Raw genomic sequence first — 17,300 nt, 5'->3', positions numbered from 1 at the left:
GGCTTCGCGGACGTCCGGGCGTGGACCTCTATACGCCCGGCAGCCGGAAGCCACAAAAATCTGTTACCGAACGATGGAAAAACTCGTTTCGCTCGGAATCGTCGAAAACTATTTCGAGAAACTGAAAAACAACCTGTCGGTCGATGCCGCCATTGTCGGCGGCGGGCCGTCCGGACTGGTGGCGGCCTACTACCTCGCCAAAGCCGGCAAACGCGTCGTGCTCTACGAACGCAAACTCGCTCCCGGCGGCGGCATGTGGGGCGGCGCCATGATGTTCAACGACATCATCGTCCAGCAGGAAGCCCTGCCCATTCTCGACGAACTCGGCGTATGTTACAAGCCTTACCGGGAAGGCGCCTGCGTGGTCGATTCCGTACACGCCACCTCGGCGCTGGTCTATGCCGCGACCAAAGCGGGCGCGACGATTTTCAACTGCTACTCGGTCGAAGACGTCATCTTCCGCGACGAAGCGGTAGCGGGGCTGGTGGTGAACTGGGCGCCGGTGATGCGCGAGGGGATGCATGTCGATCCGCTGATGGTGACCGCCAAAACCGTACTCGAAGGGACGGGGCACGACTGCATGATCGCCCGGCTGGTGGCCCGCAAGAACAACGTGAGGCTCAACACGCCGACGGGCGAGGTGGCCGGCGAACGGTCGCTGAACGTCGAGCAGGGCGAACGGCTCACGGTCGAAAACACGAAAGAGATCTATCCGGGGCTGTTCGTGAGCGGTATGGCGGCCAACGGCGTGAGCGGCAGTTTCCGCATGGGGCCGATTTTCGGCGGCATGCTGATGTCAGGCAAAAAGGCCGCCGAACTGATGATCGCCAAAATCAATGGATAACTTCGGTCTGTACGTCATCCTGACACGCCCGGCTATCGGCCACGTCGCCGCAGCGGAGATCGCCGTGCGCCGCGGCGTGCGGATGCTCCAGCTCCGCGAAAAGGGGATGCCGGACGGCGAACTGCTGCGTATCGCCCGCGAAGTGCGGGCGGTAACGCGCGGCACCGCCACCCGTTTCATCATCAACGACCGGCCGGACATAGCCGCGCTGTGCGATGCGGACGGGGTGCACGTGGGGCAGGACGACCTGCCGGTAGCCGAAGTGCGGCGCATCGTGGGCGATAGGATGATCGTGGGTCTTTCGACCCACTCCGTCGTCCAGGCGACGGAGGCCCAGTCGTTGCCGGGAGTGGATTACATCGGCTTCGGCCCGGTCTACCCGACCACGACCAAAGCGGTGCCCGATCCGGTGGTCGGTACGACGTTACTGAAAAAAGTACTGGGTTTTTCGCGCCTGCCGGTAGTGGCGATCGGGGGTATTTTCCCGGAAAATATCGCTGCGGTCATCGACGCCGGCGCCAGGAACCCCTGTCTGGTACGCTATTTTATGGAACCGCCGGACCCGGCTGAGGTGGAACGGCGCATCGCTTGCGTACAACGAATGCTGGCATAAGAAGTCGGCGTAAATGTTTCGTGGCGGAAATCCCGTTTGAGGATTTCCGCCACGATTGGTTTTGAGGTCGATCTTTATAGCGCCTCCCTGTTATAAAAAAACGGAAGCGAAGAATCGCCATTCGTCAGAATGGCCGGACGTTTCTGAGGGGGGCAGAGACACCCGAAAAACGACAAAAGAGGGAATCCGATTTCACTCGTTCATTTCAGATACTCCACCTGCCAGCGCACTTCGCCGGCCACCTCGTCCGGCACCCGGTCCAGAAGGGCCGTTACCCGCATCCGGAACGCCGGACGATGGCGATAAATTTCACGCAGGGCGTAAACCACAGACCGTTCCGCCGCTGTCGGGCCGAAAATCCGGGCGTCGTCCAACCATCCGGACAGTTCGCTGTCGGAGACCGTCTCAACGGCCGCCGCGAATCTGCCGAACATGTAGAAAGCCGCCAGCCGTTTCAACGCCGCCTCGCCCGACGGAAGTCCGGCCCACTCCGCGGCCTGTTTGCCAGCCTCCGGGCTTTTCCAAAAGAGTTGCATGGCACACTGTTCCGCCAGCTCCGGCGTCCGCCAATCGTCCGCCCACGCCTCCATTTGTCCGGCCGCGACACGAGAGGGGTCGTCGATAAACAAAGCGGCGAGCTTCAACTCCCGTACATCCTGCCGCCAAAGGGCCTGTGCCAACTCGTGATCCGGCGCGTACTCTCGCGCGACATCCTTGACGGTCGGAAGCGAGACGCCGTAATTCAGTCCGTAACCCTGCGTTCCGCCGCCGTACTCCCGCATGGCATCGGTCACGGCGCCGTTCATCTCGATTTTCAGGCGGCGCATCAGCGCCACTACCTTTTCTGTCGTTGTCATTTCGCAATCTGCTTTTGGCCTCGCGCCGCCCCCCCGACAGCTGGAAGCCGTCCGGCGCCGAGGCCACAGCCCTAAAGGGGTGAATCTTTTCGCCTAATACTCCGGATGCACGGTTTTAACAATTTCTTCGAACCGGGCCACAGCTTCGCCCATCGGCCCGTAATAACGTCCCCCGGCGGCGTTTTTATGCCCGCCGCCGTTGAAGTATTCGCGGGCGAAAAGATTCACGTCGAAATCCCCTTGCGAACGGAACGAAATCTTGATGCAGTCGAGCGTTTCGATGAACATGGCCGAAAAATCGACGCATTCGATCGTCAGCGGCATATTGACGATTCCTTCGGTATCGCCGATCTGATGGTTGAAACGGGTCTTTTCGGCGCGTGTCAGGGTAATATAGGCGGTACGGAGGCCGCAATCGACTTTCATTTTTTCGGAGAGCAGGTAACCGACCATCCGAAGGCGGCTTTCGCTCTGAGTATTGAATATCGCTTTGGAAATTTCGACCGGCCGGACTCCTTTTTCGACCAGCCCGGCCACGGCCCGATACAGGTCGGGGGTCAGGTTCCCGTAACTGAGGTTGCCGGTATCGGTTACGATTCCGACATACAGGGCCACGGCCATTTCGCTCGTGACGGCCTCCGGACCGCTCCACGCGCAGATCAGGTCGTAAACCATATGCGCGGTGGAGGAATAGCCGGTATCGGAGAAGCTGAGTTCGTATTCGGGCGGGTTCATGTGGTGGTCGATCAGCACGCGGGGGGCGATGACGTTGGCTTCGATGGCGTCGGTCATCTTGTCGAGCCGCCCGACCTGGTTGAAATCGGAACATACGATCAGGTCGGCATCGGCGATGTAGGCCCGGGCGCTTTCGCACGCTTCGGCGTATATCTCCACCCGTTCGGAACCGGGGATGAATGCGAGAAATTTCGGAAAGCGGTTGGGTACGAAAAACCGAACGTCGTACCCCAACCCTCTGAGAAATGCGCTGAGGGCAAGTCCCGAACCGATGGCGTCGCCGTCGGGGTTGGTGTGGGACACCACGGCAATCGTATTCGCTTCGGCGCAAAACGCCTGCAATTGTATGATTTTTGCAGGATCAAAGGTATTTTTCATATTTTTGACCATTATATCGTTCGTTTATTCGCCCTGTTTTAGGCTTTTGGAGGCAACTGTTCTTTCTTTGAAAAGAAAGAACCAAAGAAACTTTCGAGCAGCTGTGTTTCGCCTTAAGCTCCGCAGTCCTTTTGCATTGCGAACTCTTTTATGTTATCGGAATAGTGGGCGATAATGTGGTTACTACCTATTAGCCCACTATTCCGATAACACAACATAACCCAAAGGCAACGGGTATCCGGCAGGCTCAGGAGATGCGCCAGCATCTCAAAAAGTTTTTCTGGTTCTCTTTGTTCACAAAGAGAACAGTCACCTCAAACTAACAGTGCAAATAAACGAACGGTTAAATAGCAAAAGTACGACAAATGGCGATGTTGCGCAAGATAGCGAGATTCTATTACGAAGGCTTTCGAGAGATGACCATAGGTCGTACCCTGTGGGCCGTGATTCTTGTCAAGCTCGCCATCATGTTTCTGGTTTTAAAGATATTTTTCTTTCCCGCCACCCTGCGCGGCATGGACGACAGCGAGAAAGCCGACTTCGTCAGCCGCGAACTGATAGAGAGATAAACCGTTAACCTCAATCTACGATATGCTGCTACTCGACACAGATCTCGGCGCCGTGGTCGATTGGTCGCGGGCGCAATTCGCGCTGACAGCCATCTACCACTGGTTATTCGTCCCGCTAACCCTCGGCCTCGGTTTCCTTGTCGCCTTCATGGAGACCCGCTACGTGCGTACCGGCGACGAATTCTGGAAACGCACCACCCGATTCTGGATGAAACTGTTCGGCATCAACTTCGCCATCGGCGTAGCCACCGGACTGATCCTCGAATTCGAATTCGGAACCAACTGGAGCAACTATTCCTACTTCGTCGGCGACATTTTCGGCGCACCGCTTGCCATCGAAGGAATCATGGCCTTTTTCCTCGAATCCACCTTCATCGCCGTGATGTTCTTCGGGTGGAACAAAGTCTCGAAAGGCTTCCATCTGACCGCCACGTGGCTGACCGCCGTGGGAGCCAACCTATCGGCCCTGTGGATACTGGTGGCCAACGCCTGGATGCAGTATCCCGCCGGAATGCGCTTCAACCCGGAGACCGCCCGCAACGAGATGGTCGATTTCTGGGACGTGCTCTTTTCGCCGGTGGCGATGAATAAATTTTTCCATACCGTCACCTCCGGATTCGTGCTGGCGTCGGTATTCGTGGTCGGTATCAGCGCCTGGTACCTGCTGCGCGGCCGCGAACAGCAAATGGCCCGTAAAAGCATCAAGCTGGCATCCGTATTCGGACTCGTCAGCATCGTCTGCGTCATCTGGACGGGCGACGGATCCGCCATCCAGGTAGCCCGGCACCAGCCGATGAAGCTCGCGGCGATGGAGGACTTGCGACACGGGCAGGCACAGGCGCCGTTCACGGTCGTACCGGGCGTCCGGATACCTTACATGCTTTCGATCCTCGCCCACCACTCGGCGGACGCTTACGTGATCGGGATCGACGACCTGACCGAAGGGAACCCGCAGCAGGGCATTCTGTCGGGCGATGAAAAGATCGCACGCGGCAGACACGCCATCGAGACTTTCGCGACATTCAAACAGGCGCAGAAAAACGGCGACAAGGCTGCCGCCGATTCGATCGCGCAGCTGTTCGATCCATCGACGGAAAAAGGACGGGCATTCCACGACGATTATTTCCGTTATTTCGGCTACGGTTACCTCCAATCGCCGTCGCAGACGGTTCCGGACGTACCGCTGGTATTCTGGTCGTTCCGCGTCATGGTGGGGCTGGGCATGTGGTTCGTGGTACTGTTCGTCTGGATGCTGGCGCTGGAAAAACGCGGCAAACTGGGGCGCAAACGGTGGCCGCTGCACTTGGCGTTATGGTCGATTCCGCTGGTTTACCTCGCTTCGCAGGCGGGATGGATCGTGGCGGAGGTGGGACGCCAACCCTGGACGATCCAGGATCTGCTGCCGACAGTAGCGGCGGTCTCGCGCATCGATGCGGCTTCGGTACAGGTGACGTTCTGGATTTTCGCGGCTCTGTTCACGGCACTGCTCATCGCGGAAATCGGCATCATGACCAAACAAATCCGCAAGGGGCCGTCGGATAACTGATTCCTTAATTGTTCGTTTATCCGTACTGTTCAAGTTTGAGGCAACCGTTCTTTTTCTGAACAAAGAGAACAGTACCCTCAAACCCAATAGTACGAACAAACGAACCAATAAAATAAGTCGATAATGGATACAATTGTCTTGTTGCAGCATTACTGGTGGCTGCTCGTATCGCTGCTGGGCGCCCTGCTCGTTTTTCTGCTCTTCGTGCAGGGAGGCCAGAGCATGATTTACGCCATCGGCAAAACCCCCGAAGATAAAAGCCTGATCGTCAATTCACTCGGTCGGAAATGGGAATTTACTTTCACCACGCTCGTTACCTTCGGCGGCGCCTTTTTCGCCTCCTTTCCGCTCTTCTATTCCACCAGTTTCGGCGGCGCCTTTTACGTCTGGATGGCGATTCTGCTGGTATTCGTGATCCAGGCCGTCTCCTACGAATTCCGCTCCAAAGCAGGCAACTTCCTCGGAATGAAAACCTACGACGCCTTCCTGTTCATCAACGGCTGTCTCGGTCCCCTGTTGATCGGCACCGCCGTCGGCACTTTCTTTACCGGCGCCAATTTCGAAGTCGATACCGCGAATATCGGGAACATCCACGCCGCAGCCGCAACCATCTCGCACTGGACCACACCCTGGCGCGGTCTGGAAGCCGTCCTCGACTACCGCAACCTGTGCCTCGGCATCGCCGTGCTGTTCCTGGCCCGGTCGCTCGGCCTCCTCTACTTCATCAACAACATCGACGATACCGTCGTGCGCGACCGCTCGCGCAAAGAACTGCGCATCGAAGGGACAGCCTTCGTCATCTTCTTCCTGATCTTCCTGGTCAGCATCCTCATGGCCGACGGCCGGGCCGTCGATCCCGCCACAGGCGTCATATCCGTCGAACCGTACAAATACGGACGCAACCTGCTCGCCATGCCCGCTGTCCTCGTCCTGCTGCTCCTCGGCGTGCTCTCGGCCCTGTGGGGGCTGGGCAAAGGCATGTTCACCGACAGCCGCAAAGGAATCTGGTTCGCCGGCGCAGGCACCGTCGCGACCGTCCTGGCCCTGCTGCTGACGGCAGGCTGGAACGACACGGCCTACTATCCGTCGCTGGCCGACACGCAAAGTTCGCTCACCATCTACAACAGCAGTTCGTCGGAATTCACCCTGAAAGTGATGAGCGGAGTATCCGTTCTGATACCTTTCGTAGTCGCCTATATCTGGTACGCATGGCGGTCGATCAACCGCAAACCGGTGACACGCAGCGAGATAAACGAAGGCGGACACATATACTGATCCGCCCCGCACGACAAATCGTCCGCCGGACGCCCGCAGTTATAGGATAATTTGTTTTTAATACCTATCTTTACGAATAAGAAACGGTAAGCATATAGGACTTTACCCGGAGCCGGACAGGAATTTCCTCCAACGGCCCGGCAGAATCGCCCGAATAAAGCGCCCTCACACCCCGGCGGGACCGCTGCGGTCGGAAAACTTCTCCGTCCGGAAAGCGGGCGCAGGCCGGAAGAACGGAAATCCGCGGACAGGGGAGGGAGCAAGGCACGGGGTTAAATCGTATATGATTACCCAAAAAACATTAACCGATTAAAATAGCAGAAAGGGAGAGAGCATTATGGCCGAGACTGAAAAAACGAGATATTCGGACGCGGAGCTGGCTGAATTCAAGGAGATCATACTGGAGAAACTCGAAAAGGCCAAAGCGGACTACGAACTGCTGAGAGCCACCATCACCCATACTTCGAGCAACGGGACGGACGACACCTCGCCCACGTTCAAGATACTGGAAGAAGGGGCAGCCACCTTGTCCAAAGAGGAATCCGGACGGCTCGCCGCCCGGCAGTACAAGTTTATCCAGAACCTCGAAGCCGCGCTGGTGCGGATCGAAAACAAAACGTACGGCATCTGCCGCGAAACGGGCAAACTGATTCCGAAAGAGCGGCTGCGCGTAGTGCCCCACGCCACGCTGAGCATCGAAGCGAAAGAGAGCGGCGTGAAATAGCCCCGTTCCGGCCGTGGGGATTCGTCCTGACGCGAAGGGGATACGCACGGACGTATCCCCTTTCGTGTTCGGGATATTTCGTTACGGAGGATTTATACCCAAAGGATGATCTTCCATTTCTCCGGACACGGGCAAAACCCGAAAGCTCAGCGCGGGGCGAAAACCGCCGAAACACGCGAATATCAAAACCCCAACGCCAGTCGAACCGACAACACTCCGGTCGAAACCGGCGGCCGATCGAAATATAGATCCGGCCCGTTTCCGGCCGGACAAAACGCGAACCGATGGAAGGAACACTGATACTCCGGCTGACCGTAGCGGCCCTGCTGGGCGGCATTATCGGCTTCGACCGCGAATACAGAGCCAAAGAAGCAGGCCTCAGGACCCACTTTCTGGTGGCTCTGGGCAGCGCCTTGTTCATGATCGTCTCCATGTACGGTTTCGGCGAAGGGGCCAAAGGCGACCCCGGACGGGTTGCGGCGCAAGTGGTTACCGGCATCGGTTTCATCGGAGCCGGTTCCATCATGATCCATAAACAGTTCGTGCGCGGGCTGACCACGGCCTCCGGCCTGTGGGCCACCGCCGGGATCGGACTGGCCGTCGGCGGAGGCATGTACTGGATCGGTATCGCGGCCATGTTGCTGACGCTGGCCGGGCTGGAACTCTCCACGCTCGTTTTCAAGAGCGTCGGACTGCACACCTCCCTGCTGGTATTCTCCACCACCGACGACGAAAACCTGACCCGCGTGCTGGCTCAGATACACGAAAAAGGTTACAACTTGGTCAGTTACGAAGCCTCGCACGAAACGGTCGGAGACGGCAACCTGTTCCGGGTGACGATGGTGGTCAAGACACGGAACTATGCCGACGACACCCACCTTTTCCAATTCATGCAATCGCTCCCCGGACTGACGATCGAAAAGATGGAATAGCCCCCGGTTTCTTCGACGGGAGCCGCCTTTCGCACGACTCGCATATCCTGCGACATCGCCCCCTTTACAGAGACGCCGTTTCGTCGCCCAAGCCCGCCGCTAACGTCTCAATATAACAGATACTTCTGCCTCGTCGCGAGAAACGTTTCCGACGGTCGCCAGAGAGCCGCCATTTGCGGCGTTACCCGGCAGCCCGCTCCGACGAACATCTTTCTCATCCGGTCGGTTCCCAACACTTTGTCGAACATCGCCAGCCGCGACTCCGCCGCCGCCAGCGGCCTACGGTCCGGATACAGAGCCGCCAACTCCTGCATCGCATAGAACGGCACCAACGTCAGCCGCGAGGCCGTCGCCCGGTCGGTCAGATAGATCTGCACCCCGTGCTGTTCGATCCCCTTGCCCGACCCGTAAAACGGACTGTAATGGATCGGCCGAAACCGGAAACCGGCCAATTCCGGCAACGCGTTCAACCGCCGCGCCAGCGCATCGGCATCCGATATCCACGGCGCCGCTATCGTTCGGAACGGCAATGTATAACCCACCCCGATATTCAGCGTTCCCAACTCGCCCGCCGTTCCCGTGGCCGGGTAATAAAACGCGCTTTCCGGCGTCGGGATATGCGGGGAAGTGGGTACCCACGGCAAACCGCACTCGCCCCACGCCATCTCCCGCCGCCAGCCCCGCATCGGAACGACCGTCAGATCGCACCGCACGCCGCCACGGAGCATCTTTTCCCCGTTGAGCATCCGCGCCAGCTCGCCCACTGTCATGCCGTGCACATACGGCACCGGATAGGCGCTGACAAAAGAGACGAAGCCAGGCTCGACAATTTCGCACCCCTCGACACGCTCGCCGCCCAACGGGTTCGGCCGGTCGAGGACGACCACCGGAATTCCGTTCTCCGCCGCAGCCTCCATCACCCGCCCCATCGTCGACAGATAGGTATAACTCCGCGTACCGATGTCCTGTATATCGAACACCAGCACGTCGATTCCCGCCAGCATCTGCGGGGTCGGTTTCCGGGTCGCCCCGTACAGGCTGAAAACCGGCACGCCCGTGGACGGCTCCCTCCCCGAAGCGACCTTTTCGCCTGCCGCGACATTGCCCCGTATCCCGTGTTCCGGCCCGTAAAGGGCCGCCAGAGAGAACGTTCCCGTCCGGGCCGCGCTGTCCAGTATATCGACCGTCGGCACCAACCGGGAGTCCACCCCCGTCGGATTCGTGACCAGTCCGACCCGCTTACCCTGTAAAATCTCGAAACCCGAATCCCGCAGCACTTCGATCCCCGTTTTCACAGGCCCGGCAGCGACTCCGCCGATAAAGAGTACAAACAGAAGGCAACAGGCAACGATCCGCGCCAGCGGCTCGCCCCGAACCACTCCCGGCGCAGGGCGGCAATTCCGGATAATTACAACCCGGCCGGTACGCCCGGCGACACCGCCGGCTTCGGGCTGTCGGGTTATCCAGCGGCTCATCGTTGTTCTCCGAACGCCTCCTGCTGCGCTTCCACCTGCCGGAGCATATCTTCCGACTGCCGCCGGCCGACCGTCGTCGCGTTCCCCGCCGCCGCGACCGGAACCTCCATACGCTCCGCTTCCGATTCCATATAGATCAAATCCTGCAACGGAGCCACCGTGCGGAACTCAATCTCCGCCGCATGGGGCGTCCAATCGCCCTGCACCCCGGCGATTTCGGCCCTGACTTTGACCGTTCCCGGAGTCGTGGTCGTCTGCACCAGCACCGGAGCCTCGCCCCAGATCAGCGGTACGCCCGCCGCCTGCGATTCCGGAACCAGCAGGCGCCCCTCGCCTTCGATCGCGAAGCGCACGCTCCGGTTGTTCAGCCGTTTGACCATGCCGTTCCCGTCGGTAATCTGCGCCACCACCGTTACTAAGTCCGAACCGTCGGCCACCGCATTGACCCCCTCCCGATCGACGATCAATTCCAGTTTCATCGGGCGACGCGACATACTCTTTTTCTGCGAGGCCGCAACCTGTCCGTTCCTAATCCCCTCGACCAGGATATAAGCATCGCCCTGCCTGCCGCTGCGCGACAGAGCCTTATCTTTCATAAAGTTCCACGCCCGCGGGAAGACGATCGCCGGCGAGGGCATCCCCGTCGTATCGCAGTCCCGCCCCCGCACATAAGTCCACACGGTATCCGGCCCCACGAAGGTGTGCAACACCACCGTATCGCAGTTGCTGAACACCGTCACGTCTTCGGGCGAAAACGGCGTCATCTCATGGGCTATGAACACCATCGGTTCCGCCCGTCGGTTTTGCGCCCGGAACATTTCATACGAGTATTTCGGACGGCGGAAAGCATCCATCAGCCCCCCGTAGAACGGGTCGGGATGATAACCGCGCTGGTGGTCGAACGGATGCCAGAGCGTACCGCCGAAATGATAGACCGGCGCACGGTAAAGCGCGTCGTAAGAGGTCGAAGAGTAGTCATTCTTCGCATAGTGGTTCGCCTGCACCAGCTGCGGCACTTCGCCCCAGCCCCGAGCCACGCGGCTCGTCGAATTGTGCGAACTCCAATCGTCCACATTGTCGCCCCATTCGCGCGTAAAATAGACCTTTTCCGGGTCGATATGCGCCGCCGCGGACTCTTTTTCGCCCAACGCCGGATGGGCGAACTGTATCTCGAAATGTTCGTGTCCTTTCGCCTCGCTGTCGCTGGCCGTGTAGCAACCGGGAAACGGATATTCCTCTTTCACGATGTCATGCACCTTGCCGGCGAACTCCTCCGGATACCACGTCTCGTTCAGGATCGGTTCCCACATGACGACGCTCGGCCGGTTACGGTCGCGCCGCACCATATTCCGCACATCGCCGTATACCCGCTCCGCGAATACCGGTTCTTCGTTCCAGAACTGCCAGCCGGGCGTATTCACGATCACCAGCAACCCCAGCTCATCGCAGGCGTCCATAAAGGCCGGGTCCTGCGGATAGTGGGCATTGCGGACGATCTCCATCCCGGCCGCCTTGAGCTTCGCCGCGTCGCGCCAATGCAGGTTATTCGACAAAGCGTTCCCGACCACCGCATAGTCCTGATGGCGGTTGCCGCCGATCAACTTCCGCGGATAAGGTTTACCGTTGAGCACAAAACCCTGCGCCGGATCGAACGCGACCGTCCGGATCCCCACCCGCTGCATGAAGCCGTCCACCGCCACGCCCCGACGGTCGGTCACCCGAACATTCAACCGGTACAGGTTCGGATGCTCCGGCGACCAAAGGGCGGGATTCCGGACTGTCATCTTCGTGTCCAGCGTCCGGTCGCCGCCGGCTGCTACGGAATAAGACTGCGTTTTGGAAGCGGCGATCTTGCCGTCCGGCCCGACCAGCGTATATTCGACCCGCCCCGACGCTCCCCGCCGGGTATCGTTGGCCAGGTTCAGGCGCAGCGCCACCTCCGCTTCCGACCGGTTTTCAGCCAGCCGGGTCGTGGCGAAGAACAGGCCGCCGCCTGCCACACGGTCGGTCTGGTTCGGGTCGGTGATATAGACCTTGTTCGTTGCCACCAGCCACACGTCGCGATAAATACCCCCGAAATAGCAGTAGTCCAGTTGCGCCTGCGGTTTGCCCGGCGGGTAGGTCGGGTCGTCGCCGTTGTCCGCCATCACCGCCACCACGTTGATCGCCCCCTCGTCGGGACGGATCGCGTCGCCGATATCCGCAACGACGGGAAGGAAACCGCCGAAATGCTCGGCCACCTGCCGACCGTTCACCCACACTTTCGCCTTGCCCATGATTCCTTCGAACCAGAGCACCAGCCTTTTCCCTTTCACCCCTGCCGGAGTCTGGAAATATTTCCGGTACCACGCCTCTCCCCGGTAATTGACCCCGCCGCTGGCCTCCACGGGCAGCAACTCCAACCCGTGCGGCACGTTCACCGTCTGCCACGCGGAATCGCCCCGATAATCTTCACGCCACGCCCCGTCGTGGTGCCCCCGGGCGAACCTCCAGGCAGGATCCATATTCATCACGGAACGTCCGCTGCCCTGCACCGGATAGAACCCGGCGGTGGAGTAACGGACTGTCCGGTTTCCGGCATCTTCGACGGGCGTATCCCCGTCGAGCACGGGCCGCACCTGCTGCGCTTCGGCGATCACGCTCCAGAAGACGAGCAGCAGTACGAGAATAATAGCTCCGATAGCGATCAGAACGCGGTGCTTCGATTTCATAGGCTCCTATTTTCAGTTTGGTAAGTATATACTATTTTACACTACGGTAATTTTTCGGCTCGCGCCGGACCCTCCGGGTCTTTTGCCAGGGTTTGCACCGCCTCGTGCCGTCCGGCGCAGAGCCGAAACGGGGGTATCGGGAATCTTGTGTAAAGTTGTATATAATCGCCTTCGGTTCTTCGATTATATACTTTGGTATATCGGACTTGTTCGGCGGTAATTTTCCGTTATCGGCTCAGCGGCGCCGCCTGAATCGAATATGGCAGACCCCGGCAAGCCCCGACGGGTCAGGCGCAATCCGAAAGAATCACGCAGTGTAAAACCTTGGTAACTATATACGATTTTACCCTAATTTATATGTATGCTTGATTCTCAGCATATTTCGGCCCACACCCGCCCCCTTAAGCAGAAAAAACCCCGATCCCCTGTGCCGAGCGGCACCGCAGGGCCGGTTGGGAAGATCATTACCTGATTTTGGGTAAAGTCGCATATAGTTACCAAAACCTTTTATTATGCCTCAACCCTGCCAAAGCGTCTGGAAGACATAAAAGGCCGCCCCGGACAGATACCCTGCCATGGCGATCAGCGATATATTTTTCAGGTACCAGATAAAATTCATCCGTTCCAGCCCCATAACCACCACGCCGGCGGCCGACCCGATAATCAGCATCGAACCGCCCACGCCGGCGCAATAGGCCAGGAATTGCCAGAAAACGCCGTCCTGCACGAAATACCGGGCATAGGCGGGATCGGCGGCAGCGACCACCGCAGCGGGATCGGCGACCGGATAGGTCGCCATGGCCCCGGCCACCAAAGGCACGTTATCGATCACCGACGACAGGAAACCGATCATGATGTTGATGAAATAGATATCGTGCACCTTGTCGTCCAGCCATATCGACAGGTCTGTAAGCACCCCCGACCGCTGCAAGGCCGATACGGCCAGCAGGATTCCCAGAAAAAAGAGTATCGTCGGGGTGTCGATCCGGCGCAGGACGTCCGGGATGCGCCGTTTGGCCGCCTCTGGCAGGTTCGGCTTGCGTTTGTACATCAACTCCGTATAGACCCACATCACCCCCAACGCCCCCAATATGCCCATGAACGGAGGCAGATGGGTGAGCATCTTGAATACCGGAACGAAGAGCAGGCAGCCCACTCCCAGCAACAGGATGGAAAGCCGTTCGCGTTCCGAAATGGCCGTCTTCCCTTCCACGTTCGTGAAGTAGCTCACCTCGCCGTCGCGCACCTGAACGGCAGCCAGTTTGTGCGGAGCGGCCGGCGTGACATCTCCGCGCAGCCACCGCCGGGCGATCAGCACGGGAACCACGAACGACACCAGACAGGGCAGGAACAGGTTCGGGATCAGGCCGCCCGTAGTCACATTTCCCCGTACCCAGAGCATGATCGTAGTCACGTCGCCGATCGGCGACCAGGCGCCCCCGCTGTTGGCGGCGATGATAATGACCCCGGCAAACAACCACCGTTCCTTGTAATTGTCGATGAGTTTGCGCAGCAGGGCGACCATCACGATAGCCGTGGTCAGGTTGTCCAACGTGGCCGACATGAAAAACGTGATGATTCCGATGATCCACAGCAGCCTCCGTTTGCGGCGCGTGGTGATCCGGTTCGTGATGATATTGAAACCTCCGTGCACGTCGATCAGCTCCACGATGGTCATGGCGCCGATCAGGAAGAACAGAATCTCGGCGATCTCGCCCAGGCTCTCGATGATCTGCACCTGCTGCACATAATGTATCGCCTGCTGATGCAGCGGCAGGCCGGCCACCGACGGATTTTCCTCCAGAAAAAAACCGAAGCCGCTCGTGCCGGGCACGGTCTCCGGAGCGATCAGCATATAGACGATCCACGCCGCCGCCGCGGTAATCAACGCCGAAGCGGCCTTGTTGATTTTCAGGGGGTGTTCCAACGCTATGCACAGGTAGCCGATCAGAAACAGGACGATAAGAATGGTCAGCATGAAGACGGAAGGCTTGGTATCCGTACAAAAATAACAAAAAAAAGCGGCTGCGCTACCTTACGGCCCCTCGCAACCGCCTGAACGACCGGCCGGGCGTGTCAGTCGATCCGCACGAATTCCTGCCGGCCGTTGAATACCAGGTCGATATCGTGTCCGGAGCTTATATCCCGCATCTCCACCTCGTAGCCGCCGTCCTCTTTTTCGATGACGGAGACAAAATAATCGGGATAATGCAGTTTCACGTATTGGAGTATTTTCCCGGGAATCGCCGATTCGGGCATGGCGTTGCGCCGGCAGTCGATTTTGGTCCAGTTTCCGTTCTTGTCGAATTCGATTTCGCCGCCCCCGGCGAGCGTCACTTCGTACTTCTTGCCGATAAAGCGGCTTTCGACCGTTACCTGATTGACTGCGAGCGTCGAAAAGTGTTTTTTCAGAAAATTCCGGGCCAGTACCGGCAGATCGGTCGTCCGGGCGACGGTCGGTTTGCCGTCGGCGCAGGCCGTAACATACAGCGCAGAACCGATAAGCAGGCTGAGCAATAATTTTTTCATATCCATAGGTGTTTCGATATGTCGCCGCAATACGCGGGACGAACGGCACCCGATGCAAATATCGTGCAATCGGTTCCGCCATTCCGGACAAGCTCGTTTTCCCGCGGTCCGCCCGGACAACGGCATCGGCCGTTTTTCCTGTTCGACGGGAAAGCGGATTTTGATTTCCGGAAGATAATGGATAGCTTTGCCGTGCGAAATAACAAGGAAACGACGTTTTGTAATCCTCATCGGAGGGCAGCATACGGATGCCGGATAAGATGACTGGGTAAAACCAATCGGACTGTCCGGCCTTTTTTGTGTGCGTGCGGCACCGTTCCGGGGTGAGCGGCACAGGCTACGGTCCGTCGGCTGACCTGGGATTTTCTAACCAACAACAAACAACTATGGAAAAAGATGCGCTCGATCTGGGCACACTGAAGGTGCCCTCCCTGTTCCGGAAATATTTCGTGCCGACGCTGCTGGGCATGCTCAGCATATCGGCCGTCACCGCCGTGGACGGCATTTTCGTCGGCCACGGCGTGGGCAGCGACGGATTGGCCGCCGTCAATATCTATGTCCCGCTGCTGATGGTCTTCCAGGGACTCGGACTGATGACCGGCGTCGGTTGTTCGGTAGTCGCCTCCGTGCACCTGTCGCGCGGCAAACTGAAAACGGCGCGGCTCAACGTCACCCAGGCGCTGCTGTTCGTGACCCTCGTCACGGGCGTCGCTTCGGCGCTGATCTGTGCATTTCCCCGGCCGGTCGCCCGCCTGCTCGGTTCGTCGGAGTACCTGCTTCCGCTGGTTACCGATTACCTGCTGTGGTTCACCCCGGCGCTGACGTTCCAGATGTGGAGCGCCGTCGGGCTGTTCATCATCCGGCTCGACGGCGCTCCCCGGCTGGCGATGTGGTGCAGCGTGATCGCGGCTCTGCTCAACATCGTGCTCGACTGGCTGTTCATCTTCCCGCTGGGCTGGGGCGTGATGGGCGCCGCTTTCGCCACGGCGATCAGCGTCGCCACCGGCGGCCTGATCGCCCTCTGGTACCTGGCGGCCGGAGCCCGGAGCCTGCGGCTCTGCCCCCTGAAGCGCAGCGCCAAAAGCCTTCGTCTGTCGCTGCGCAATATCGGTTACCAGTGCCGGATCGGATCGTCCGCCCTGCTGGGCGAAGCTACCCTCGCGATGCTGATGTTCATGGGCAATCGGGCTTTCATACGCTATATGGGCGAAAACGGGGTCGGGGCTTTCAGCGTGGCCTGCTATTACGCTCCTTTCGTATTCATGGTGGGCAATGCGATCGCCCAGTCGGCGCAGCCCATCGTCAGTTACAATTTCGGAGCAGGCAACCGGGAACGGGTATCCGCGGTCTTCCGGATCGCACTGCTGACAGCCGTGCTCTGCGGTGCGGCCGTTACGACGGCTTTCGTCTGGCGTCCCGACCTGCTGGTCGGGCTGTTCCTCTCGCCCGACGGAGCGGCGGCGCAGATCGCCATCGAGGGATTCCCCTGGTTCGCCGCCGGGTTCGTCTGCTTTATCGTCAATCTGACCTGCATCGGTTATTTTCAGAGTGTCGAACGGGTCAGACCGGCAACGGCATTCGCCCTGTTGCGCGGTTTTATCTTTCTCGTCCCGTGTTTCGTCTTCCTGCCTGTCCTGCTGGGAAACAAGGGTATCTGGCTGGCGATGCCGGCTTCGGAAATCCTGACCACGGCCGCGATCGTCCTCTTTTACGGTTCCGGACGCCGGAAAGCAGTCCGTTGAAAACAGGAGCGACCGGAATCCCTGCCCCTTACGACGGTTTCCGGTCGCCCGTTTTCTTATCCCTGCGGTCCGGTCGGGAGAGGCCCCGCATCCCGGTTTCGGAATAAGGATCGGATCTATTGATTCAAAAGGGACAGCGCCTTATCCAGAATAGTCCGGTCGTCCAGCGTCACGATGCCGCCGTCCGGTCCCTGCTCGATATGCAGGCCCAATGGTTTTCCTTCACCCGCTTTGTAATGCGTTCCGCCGAAATAATTGCGTACCGTGTCCACATCCAAGCCCAGTTCGTCCGCAATACGCTGCATGCTGCCGCTCGGCAGACTGTCTTTGATCCGCCGCAGCTCGTTGAAAGTGATGGTATTCATAGGCG

Annotated in this window: 15 protein-coding genes; 8 read left to right on the top strand and 7 right to left on the bottom strand. The window is 59.0% G+C overall.

From position 1 onward, the window contains the following. Window positions 1-73 precede the first annotated feature (73 nt). On the top strand, window positions 74-844 hold the full coding sequence (locus RIKMI_RS0108410) for a sulfide-dependent adenosine diphosphate thiazole synthase (protein WP_027291251.1): 771 nt from the start codon (window positions 74-76) through the stop codon (window positions 842-844). Next, window positions 837-1,457 (top strand): thiamine phosphate synthase, encoded by a 621-nt coding sequence (gene thiE / locus RIKMI_RS0108405; RefSeq protein WP_027291250.1) that lies wholly within the window; start codon window positions 837-839, stop codon window positions 1,455-1,457. The genes RIKMI_RS0108410 and thiE overlap by 8 nt, the downstream gene beginning before the upstream one ends. 200 nt (window positions 1,458-1,657) lie before the next feature. Here thiE and RIKMI_RS14355 read toward each other — a convergent pair whose 3' ends face one another. Beyond that, complete coding sequence (locus RIKMI_RS14355) at window positions 1,658-2,314, bottom strand: DNA alkylation repair protein (protein ID WP_051214439.1); 657 nt, start codon at window positions 2,312-2,314, stop codon at window positions 1,658-1,660. A gap of 93 nt (window positions 2,315-2,407) precedes the next feature. Further along, window positions 2,408-3,427, bottom strand: a complete 1,020-nt coding sequence (locus RIKMI_RS0108395) for a DHH family phosphoesterase (protein ID WP_027291249.1) — start codon at window positions 3,425-3,427, stop codon at window positions 2,408-2,410. A gap of 365 nt (window positions 3,428-3,792) precedes the next feature. On the opposite strand from RIKMI_RS0108395, the gene RIKMI_RS0108390 reads away from it, so the two are divergent. The 5 genes from RIKMI_RS0108390 to RIKMI_RS0108365 all read left to right on the top strand — a co-directional run bounded on the left by RIKMI_RS0108390 (window position 3,793) and on the right by RIKMI_RS0108365 (window position 8,473). Continuing rightward, window positions 3,793-3,996 (top strand): DUF4492 domain-containing protein, encoded by a 204-nt coding sequence (locus tag RIKMI_RS0108390; RefSeq protein WP_245584954.1) that lies wholly within the window; start codon window positions 3,793-3,795, stop codon window positions 3,994-3,996. Window positions 3,997-4,018: 22 nt separating this feature from the next. Continuing rightward, window positions 4,019-5,542 (top strand): cytochrome ubiquinol oxidase subunit I, encoded by a 1,524-nt coding sequence (locus tag RIKMI_RS0108385; RefSeq protein ID WP_037291736.1) that lies wholly within the window; start codon window positions 4,019-4,021, stop codon window positions 5,540-5,542. Between the two features lie 123 nt (window positions 5,543-5,665). Next, on the top strand, window positions 5,666-6,817 hold the full coding sequence (locus tag RIKMI_RS0108380) for a cytochrome d ubiquinol oxidase subunit II (protein WP_027291246.1): 1,152 nt from the start codon (window positions 5,666-5,668) through the stop codon (window positions 6,815-6,817). 337 nt (window positions 6,818-7,154) lie between these two features. Next, complete coding sequence (locus RIKMI_RS0108375) at window positions 7,155-7,541, top strand: TraR/DksA family transcriptional regulator (RefSeq protein ID WP_027291245.1); 387 nt, start codon at window positions 7,155-7,157, stop codon at window positions 7,539-7,541. A 284-nt stretch (window positions 7,542-7,825) separates the two neighbouring features. Beyond that, a complete protein-coding gene (locus RIKMI_RS0108365; protein WP_027291243.1) occupies window positions 7,826-8,473 on the top strand; it encodes an MgtC/SapB family protein in 648 nt (215 codons plus the stop codon). 107 nt (window positions 8,474-8,580) lie between these two features. Here the strand turns inward: RIKMI_RS0108365 and RIKMI_RS13515 are convergent, their stop codons facing one another. The 4 genes from RIKMI_RS13515 to RIKMI_RS14350 all read right to left on the bottom strand — a co-directional run bounded on the left by RIKMI_RS13515 (window position 8,581) and on the right by RIKMI_RS14350 (window position 15,188). Continuing rightward, entirely contained in the window at window positions 8,581-9,768 is a 1,188-nt protein-coding gene (locus RIKMI_RS13515; RefSeq protein ID WP_245584953.1) for an exo-beta-N-acetylmuramidase NamZ family protein, read from the bottom strand. Between the two features lie 176 nt (window positions 9,769-9,944). Beyond that, window positions 9,945-12,659 carry a glycoside hydrolase family 2 protein gene (locus RIKMI_RS0108355; RefSeq protein ID WP_027291242.1) on the bottom strand — a complete coding sequence of 905 codons (2,715 nt, stop codon included), beginning with the start codon at window positions 12,657-12,659 and terminating at the stop codon, window positions 9,945-9,947. A gap of 517 nt (window positions 12,660-13,176) precedes the next feature. After that, window positions 13,177-14,637, bottom strand: a complete 1,461-nt coding sequence (gene nhaD, locus RIKMI_RS0108350; RefSeq protein WP_027291241.1) for a sodium:proton antiporter NhaD — start codon at window positions 14,635-14,637, stop codon at window positions 13,177-13,179. Window positions 14,638-14,735: 98 nt separating this feature from the next. Next, window positions 14,736-15,188 carry a PepSY-like domain-containing protein gene (locus tag RIKMI_RS14350; protein ID WP_169715509.1) on the bottom strand — a complete coding sequence of 151 codons (453 nt, stop codon included), beginning with the start codon at window positions 15,186-15,188 and terminating at the stop codon, window positions 14,736-14,738. Window positions 15,189-15,574: 386 nt separating this feature from the next. On the opposite strand from RIKMI_RS14350, the gene RIKMI_RS0108340 reads away from it, so the two are divergent. After that, complete coding sequence (locus RIKMI_RS0108340) at window positions 15,575-16,930, top strand: MATE family efflux transporter (protein ID WP_027291240.1); 1,356 nt, start codon at window positions 15,575-15,577, stop codon at window positions 16,928-16,930. Window positions 16,931-17,046: 116 nt separating this feature from the next. Here RIKMI_RS0108340 and RIKMI_RS0108335 read toward each other — a convergent pair whose 3' ends face one another. Then, window positions 17,047-17,295: a DNA-binding protein gene (locus tag RIKMI_RS0108335; RefSeq protein ID WP_027291239.1), complete on the bottom strand. Its 249-nt coding sequence runs from the start codon at window positions 17,293-17,295 to the stop codon at window positions 17,047-17,049. Between the last annotated feature and the right edge of the window lie 5 nt (window positions 17,296-17,300).

It is taken from the genome of Rikenella microfusus DSM 15922, assembly GCF_000427365.1.
In the GTDB taxonomy this organism is placed as follows: Bacteria; Bacteroidota; Bacteroidia; order Bacteroidales; family Rikenellaceae; genus Rikenella; species Rikenella microfusus.
The sequence above is the reverse complement of the archived record's forward strand: the minus strand, read 5'-3'. Positions and strand labels throughout refer to the sequence as shown.

What these genes read in the sequence shown, in the direction of transcription:
- RIKMI_RS0108410 (WP_027291251.1), top strand. Translation starts at nt 74, where the DNA reads ATGGAAAAACTCGTTTCGCTCGGAATCGTCGAAAACTATTTCGAGAAA.
- thiE (WP_027291250.1), top strand. Translation starts at nt 837, where the DNA reads ATGGATAACTTCGGTCTGTACGTCATCCTGACACGCCCGGCTATCGGC.
- RIKMI_RS14355 (WP_051214439.1), bottom strand. Translation starts at nt 2,314, where the DNA reads ATGACAACGACAGAAAAGGTAGTGGCGCTGATGCGCCGCCTGAAAATC.
- RIKMI_RS0108395 (WP_027291249.1), bottom strand. Translation starts at nt 3,427, where the DNA reads ATGAAAAATACCTTTGATCCTGCAAAAATCATACAATTGCAGGCGTTT.
- RIKMI_RS0108390 (WP_245584954.1), top strand. Translation starts at nt 3,793, where the DNA reads ATGGCGATGTTGCGCAAGATAGCGAGATTCTATTACGAAGGCTTTCGA.
- RIKMI_RS0108385 (WP_037291736.1), top strand. Translation starts at nt 4,019, where the DNA reads ATGCTGCTACTCGACACAGATCTCGGCGCCGTGGTCGATTGGTCGCGG.
- RIKMI_RS0108380 (WP_027291246.1), top strand. Translation starts at nt 5,666, where the DNA reads ATGGATACAATTGTCTTGTTGCAGCATTACTGGTGGCTGCTCGTATCG.
- RIKMI_RS0108375 (WP_027291245.1), top strand. Translation starts at nt 7,155, where the DNA reads ATGGCCGAGACTGAAAAAACGAGATATTCGGACGCGGAGCTGGCTGAA.
- RIKMI_RS0108365 (WP_027291243.1), top strand. Translation starts at nt 7,826, where the DNA reads ATGGAAGGAACACTGATACTCCGGCTGACCGTAGCGGCCCTGCTGGGC.
- RIKMI_RS0108355 (WP_027291242.1), bottom strand. Translation starts at nt 12,659, where the DNA reads ATGAAATCGAAGCACCGCGTTCTGATCGCTATCGGAGCTATTATTCTC.
- nhaD (WP_027291241.1), bottom strand. Translation starts at nt 14,637, where the DNA reads ATGCTGACCATTCTTATCGTCCTGTTTCTGATCGGCTACCTGTGCATA.
- RIKMI_RS14350 (WP_169715509.1), bottom strand. Translation starts at nt 15,188, where the DNA reads ATGAAAAAATTATTGCTCAGCCTGCTTATCGGTTCTGCGCTGTATGTT.
- RIKMI_RS0108340 (WP_027291240.1), top strand. Translation starts at nt 15,575, where the DNA reads ATGGAAAAAGATGCGCTCGATCTGGGCACACTGAAGGTGCCCTCCCTG.
- RIKMI_RS0108335 (WP_027291239.1), bottom strand. Translation starts at nt 17,295, where the DNA reads ATGAATACCATCACTTTCAACGAGCTGCGGCGGATCAAAGACAGTCTG.